The sequence below is a fragment of the Cetobacterium sp. genome (assembly GCF_048470075.1).
GTDB lineage: Bacteria > Fusobacteriota > Fusobacteriia > Fusobacteriales > Fusobacteriaceae > Cetobacterium_A.
The window spans coordinates 1-6,171 of the sequence record NZ_DBGBQB010000294.1 but is presented as its reverse complement, the minus strand read 5'-3'; the positions used below and the strand labels follow the sequence as shown (position 1 = coordinate 6,171).

Annotated in this window: 6 protein-coding genes; 3 read left to right on the top strand and 3 right to left on the bottom strand. The window is 29.5% G+C overall.

Annotation, left to right across the window (positions count from 1 at the left end):
* A partial coding sequence (locus tag ACMOUI_RS10340) for an MATE family efflux transporter (RefSeq protein WP_418965619.1) occupies positions 1-1,177 on the bottom strand: 1,177 nt, incomplete at its 3' end.
* A 99-nt stretch (positions 1,178-1,276) separates the two neighbouring features.
* Here ACMOUI_RS10340 and ACMOUI_RS10335 point away from each other — a divergent pair.
* A complete protein-coding gene (locus ACMOUI_RS10335) occupies positions 1,277-2,092 on the top strand; it encodes a MerR family transcriptional regulator (RefSeq protein WP_418965618.1) in 816 nt (271 codons plus the stop codon).
* Positions 2,093-2,199: 107 nt separating this feature from the next.
* On the top strand, positions 2,200-3,783 hold the full coding sequence (locus ACMOUI_RS10330) for a choice-of-anchor I family protein (RefSeq protein WP_418965617.1): 1,584 nt from the start codon (positions 2,200-2,202) through the stop codon (positions 3,781-3,783).
* Between the two features lie 36 nt (positions 3,784-3,819).
* Here the strand turns inward: ACMOUI_RS10330 and ACMOUI_RS10325 are convergent, their stop codons facing one another.
* Positions 3,820-4,080 carry an ArsR/SmtB family transcription factor gene (locus tag ACMOUI_RS10325; RefSeq protein ID WP_418965616.1) on the bottom strand — a complete coding sequence of 87 codons (261 nt, stop codon included), beginning with the start codon at positions 4,078-4,080 and terminating at the stop codon, positions 3,820-3,822.
* A gap of 103 nt (positions 4,081-4,183) precedes the next feature.
* Between ACMOUI_RS10325 and ACMOUI_RS10320 the strand changes: the two genes are divergently transcribed.
* The gene (locus ACMOUI_RS10320; RefSeq protein WP_418965615.1) at positions 4,184-4,573 is read left to right on the top strand and encodes a low molecular weight phosphatase family protein; all 390 of its coding nucleotides are present in this window, start codon (positions 4,184-4,186) and stop codon (positions 4,571-4,573) included.
* Between the two features lie 135 nt (positions 4,574-4,708).
* Here ACMOUI_RS10320 and ACMOUI_RS10315 read toward each other — a convergent pair whose 3' ends face one another.
* Complete coding sequence (locus tag ACMOUI_RS10315; RefSeq protein WP_418965614.1) at positions 4,709-6,127, bottom strand: amidohydrolase; 1,419 nt, start codon at positions 6,125-6,127, stop codon at positions 4,709-4,711.
* Positions 6,128-6,171: the final 44 nt, after the last annotated feature.

Here is a 6,171-nt window from a genome sequence, read left to right as displayed (position 1 = left end):
CTCTTAAAACACTTAAAACACTGGATATAAAAGCATTTTCCACAGCGGTAAAATATGAACTAATAATTATATTTATTCCCATTAAAATATAAGTGAAACTATAGTATATAACAGCCTCTTTTGTTAGAATAAAAAGCTCTCTATTTTCTTTTATAAAAATAGAAACAAGTTCATTAGCAAATATATTGATTATGAAAAAAAATAGAATTCCAAGAGAAAATACTGTAATCATACCTATTTTTAGAATTTTTAAAACTCTTCTATTAGATTGTGCTCCATAATTAAAGCTAATAATTGGTTGTAATCCCTGAGAAAAACCAATCATTGTCATTGTAACAAGAGTAGATATATAACTGATAACACTGAAAGCAGATATTCCATCATTTCCTATTATAGCCATTATATTTATATTAAATGCCATAATAACTACACCCGTTGCCATTTCAGTTAAAAACTCTGAAGAGCCATTGTAAAGAATAGAACCCACAGTTTTTATATTGAATTTAGTAAAGTTATATTTTAATTTTTTAGCTTTAAATACTAAGAAATATCCGAGCATTAAAGCTGTTGTCAATTGAGCAGTTCCAGTAGCAATGGCAGCTCCCTTAATTCCCATACCCAGTATAGCTATTAAAAAATAATCCAAAACAATGTTCATAATAGCTCCACCCAATATACAAAGTAAAGAGTAGTTAGGACATCCTTCTATTCTTACAAAACTTTCAAAACCATAGGATAGCATATAAAAAAGTGTAAAGAAAGATAGATAGAAAAGATAGGTTGTAGCTTCTTCTAAAATAATATCATTAGCTCCTAAAATTCTAACAACTTTTTCAGGAAAAATAACTCCAATTAAACTCAGTAGCGAACTAAAAACCATAAAAAGTTGTAAAGATATACTATATGATTTTAATGCTTTTTTATCCTCTCCAGCTCCAAGTTGTATCGCAATCATAGTTGAGCTCCCCACAGCTACCATTATACCAATTGCAAAAGAAAAGTTAACATATGGCATAACAATATTTACTGCTGCTAAACTTTTAGGACCAAGAAACTTCCCTATGAAAATTCCATCAACTATGGTATATAAGGAGAAGATCCACATGGTCAGAATGGATGGAACTCCATATTTAAAAATAAGTTTAAAAAGATTATCATTTAATAATTTTTTTTGCATAATAATCGCCTCCGTATATATTATAAACTCTTGAACCGTTCTAGAGTCAACTCTTTAATAAAATAAAAAATTATTGTATAATTGAAAAGAGGTGAGTTTATGAAAAAATACTACTCCATAGGAGAGATAAGTAAAATATATAATATAAGTGTCGATACTTTGAGACACTATGAAAAAATTAAACTTTTAGAACCAGCTTTAAAAAAAGAGAGTGGATATAGATATTACTCAAGTGAACAGATTTGGAAATTAAATAATATAAGAAATTTAAGAGGGCTTGGACTTGGTTTGGAGGATATAAAAGGTTTTTTAGAAACTAGAAGCGTGAGTTCAACAGAGAAAATATTAAACTCACAATTACAGATTGTTGAAAAAGAGTTGGAAAAATTTAATAGATTGAAAGAGGAACTTTTAGTAAAGAAATCAAATTTGGAATATTTTAAAAATGATGTATTGTTTGGGGTTCCTCAGTTAAAAAGTATTTCTAAAAGAAGAGTTATTAAATCTAAGGGGCGGATTAAAGAGGATGGGGATATTGATTTTAAAATCAAACTTTTAAGCATAAAAACTCTTTCTGAAAATGATTTTTTATTTACAGAAAATGAATTTGGAGGAACTTTAAGTAGAGAGAATTTTTATAAAAATAAATATGATATATATGAAGAGATTTTTGTAATAAATAATGAAGGAACAGAGATGGGGGAGGAAATTGGAAAAGGGGACTATGTTTCTATTTATTATAGAGGTTATTACTCTGAGAATTATAGATATTATGCAAAAGCTAAAGAGTTTATTAAGGAAAATAATTTAGAGGTTATTGGAGATATATTTGAAATTTTTCATGTGGATATACATACTACTGAAAGCGTCAGTGAGTATATAACAGAGATACAAATCCCTGTAAGAGAGTTATAAAGATTAAATGTTTAGTAATTTGTTTACATATCTTTAACACAAAATAAATTTAAAATTAACAAAGATATGAGAGAATGTAGTGATTAAAATAAAATTTTGGAGGGATTATGAAATTATTAACAGCAGTGGGAGCACTTTTAATTGCTGCAACATCTTATTCGTCACAGATTACTATGGAAAAAGTGGGGCATTTTCAAGGAGCACCAGTAGGAAATGGGGGACCAATAGATATTGTTGATTATTATAATAACACTTTATTTATAGCAAATGGAACAAATACAAAGGATCAAAAACCATCTTTAGATATTGTAAAAATAGATGGATTAAAAAATAGAGTGAAAGATTTCAATTTGACAAAAAGAATTGATATTCAAAAAATTTTAGGAAGTAATGAACAAGTAAGTGATCTAACATGTATAAAAGTTAGTCCAAATGGAAAGTACTTAGCTTTATCAGTCGCTTTAACTCCTATGACAGAAAAGGGATATATAATTATAACAGATCTAGAGGGAGTATATATTTCTCACTATAAAGTGGGCTCTCTTCCAGATAACTTAGCAATAACTCCAGACAGTAAAAAAATTATTGTGGCCAATGAGGGTGAACCTGGAAAAGAGCTAAAGGTCGATCCTGAAGGAAGTATCTCAATAGTTGACTTAACAAATGGATTAAAAGATGGGATAGTTACAGAAGTAAAAATAGATGACTCTCTAATAGATGGAGAGTTAAAAAATAGTTTAGATGAATATATTTTAGCTAGTCCACATAAACCAACGTATAGTCAAGCTTTAGAGCCTGAATACATATCTGTTGACAAAGATGGGAAATTTGCATATATCACTTTTCAAGAGGATAATGCTATTGGAAAATTAGATATTGAAGCTAAAAGATTTGTATGGATTAAATCAATGGGAGTAAAAGATCACTCAAAAGAGGAGAATAGTTTTGTTATTGGAAAGAATAAGGCTGAGTTTGTAACAGCTGATATATTAGGAATGTATCAACCAGATGGAGTAAAAGTTATCAATCAAAATGGAAATACATACTTAATAACAGCTAATGAGGGAGATGCAAGGGATTACGGAAAGCAATTTTTCGTTGAAGATAGTTATAGTATAGGAAAACTACTAGAATCGGGGGAAAAAATAAATGTTCCTGTAACAGAGGATATGAAAAATTTAAAGGTAAGTAGTTTTAGAGGAATAAATGAAAAGGGTGAATATGACCGTCTATACTCCTTTGGAGGAAGATCATTTTCTATATTTAAAGTTGAGGATAATGGGTTAAAATTTGTATTTGATTCAGGTAATCAATTTGAAAAAATAACTCAAAAATATTTACCAGAATATTTTAACTCAAGTAATACTAATACAAAGCCATATTCAAGGAATAACTCTAAAGGACCTGAACCTGAAGATGTTGAAGTAGGGATTATCGACGGAAAAACATATGCTTTTGTAGGGCTTGAAAGAATAGGTGGAGTTGTAACTTATGATATAACAGATATTACAGATCCTCAGTTTGCTGGTTATTTTTCAGGGAGAGATTACTCTGAAGATATAAAAGGTGATGTGGGGATAGAGGGATTAAAATTTGTACCTGCTGAAAAATCACCACTGGGAAAACCTCTTTTAATAACATCCAATGAGATTTCAAACTCTGTAGCAATTTATGAAATAGATTCAAAATAAATTAATAAAAAAAGAGGCTGAATAAAAAGCCTCTTTTTAGAATTGTTCCAATAGTTCTAAAATTTTTACAATTTTTTTATTTTTTAAACTATAATGGACCCAACCACCATTTTTTTCAGCATTTAAAAGACCAGCATCTTTTAATAGTTTTAGATGTTGAGATAGATTAGATTGGCCAATATTAAAAGTTTCTTGAATCTTACATACACATAAATTTTCATTGTCAATTAATAGTTTTATAATATCAAGTCTCAAAGGATGAGCTAAAGCTTTTAAAATTTTCACTTCTTTTTCCATTTTTAAAAACCCCTTTCATAAATTACTATTTCAGTATTTACTAGTATCATGATATAATAGGTAAAAAAAAAAGTCAATAATTAATTAAAGGAGTGATAATCTAATGAAAACAATAGCTTTTGTATGTAAGGGAAATTCTTTTAAAAGTATTATTTGTGAAAGATTTGCAAAAGAACTAACAAATGATTTTATAATTGTTAGTGCGGGAACAGATCCAGCTGATAAAGTAAATGAAGAGGGCGCTCAGATAATGGAAGACAGAAATTTATCTATGAAGGGATATAAGCCTCATTCCTTAGATGAATTACCAAAAGAGATTGACTATTTAGTTAAAATGGGGTGTGGAACACAATGTCCTATTATAGCCGCAAAAGAAACATTAGATTTTGCTATGGATGAATATCCTGCAGAAACTTATGAGGAAAAAAGAGTAGTGGTAGAGATTTTAGAGGAAAAAGTTAGAGAGTTTATCTCAAAAATTTCAAATATGTAGGTAGTTTATAAGGTAAAATTTTATTAAAATACCCCGAAAAACGCTAATATTAAAGAGAGCATTTTTCGGGGTATTATTTTTTTGTAGATGTTATTACCAGTCTCTTATAGGGAACTAAAAAGTTATGGTGATTAGTTAATCCATACTTTTAGCTTTTTGAGCTAATCCCTTAGCAAATTCGGCAATATCTGCCTCAATAGCTTTCATCTGCTTTCTATTTTTTTCAATATCATATGTTTTTAATTTTTTATCTTCCACAATAACTTTTCCATTGACAATTGTTGTATCTACATTGGATGAGTTAGCTTGAAAAACAAGTGTTGCAAATGGGTCATAATTAGGCATCATATTAGATGATTTAGTTTCTACAATAATGATATCAGCTAATTTTCCAGATTCAATAGAACCAATTTTTGAGTCTAAATTTAAAGCTTCTGCTCCTCCAATTGTTGCCATTCTTACCACGATATCTGGAGTCATTATAGTTCTATCATTATACTTTAATCTTTGCATAGATGAGGCATAGCTTAAAGTTCTAAAAAGATCAACTTGATTAGAACTCATAGGACCATCAGTACCAAGTCCCACCTTAATACTCTTTTCTAACATCTCATAAGTTCTAGCTATTCCTGTTGCACCCTTAGCGTTTGCCATAGGATTATAAGCTATAGCTGCGTCTCTCTTTTTAATTATATCTAAATCTTTTTCATTTAGGTGGATACCATGGGCCAATAGAACTCTGCTGTTTAAAACCCCAATAGAATCCATATATTCAATAACTGATCTGTTTTTTAGATTTAACCTTTTATCTTCATCATCGAACTCTCCAACATGTATCATAACTGGAACATTATATTTCTCAGAAAGTCTAGTTATCTCTTGCATTTTTTCTTTAGAAACAGTATAGGGAGCATGAGGACCAAATGCTGGTGTAATCAGCTCATCATTTTTATACTCTTCAATGAAATTAACAGCGTATTCAATTCCACCATAGGGAGTTTTTGCATCAACAACAGGAAACTTTATAACAGTTTCTCCAAGAACTCCTCTAATTCCAATCTCTTTAGTAGCTTTAGCCATTTCATCCATATGATAATACATATCAGCATATGTTGTAACTCCAGAGAGAGCCATATCAATACTTCCGTGAATAGTAGCCTTATATATTAAATCTCTGCTTAACTTTTCCCCTTCCAGTGGGAAAAAATAAGCGAATAACCTATTTTTAATACCCTCCTCTCCAAGACCTCTAAAAGCAATCATAGGAAGATGACTGTGGGTATTTATCATACCAGGCATAATTATACCCTCTTCAGCATCTATTATTTTTGGTGCAGAATAGGTATTTAAAAGATTCTTATTTCCAACAGAGATAATTTTATTATCTTTTATGACAACAACTCCATTGTTTATAACATTATTATTTTTATCCATAGTTAAAATTGTACCATTTTTTATAATGATACTTGCACTTTCTTTTTTTTGAATTAAAGAGCTACATCCCACTAAAAATAGTGTCCCCAATAAAACTGCATTTTTTAAATAATTTTTCACAAAATCCTCCCTAAAAAAAATAAACAGTAAGCAAAAGCCTACTG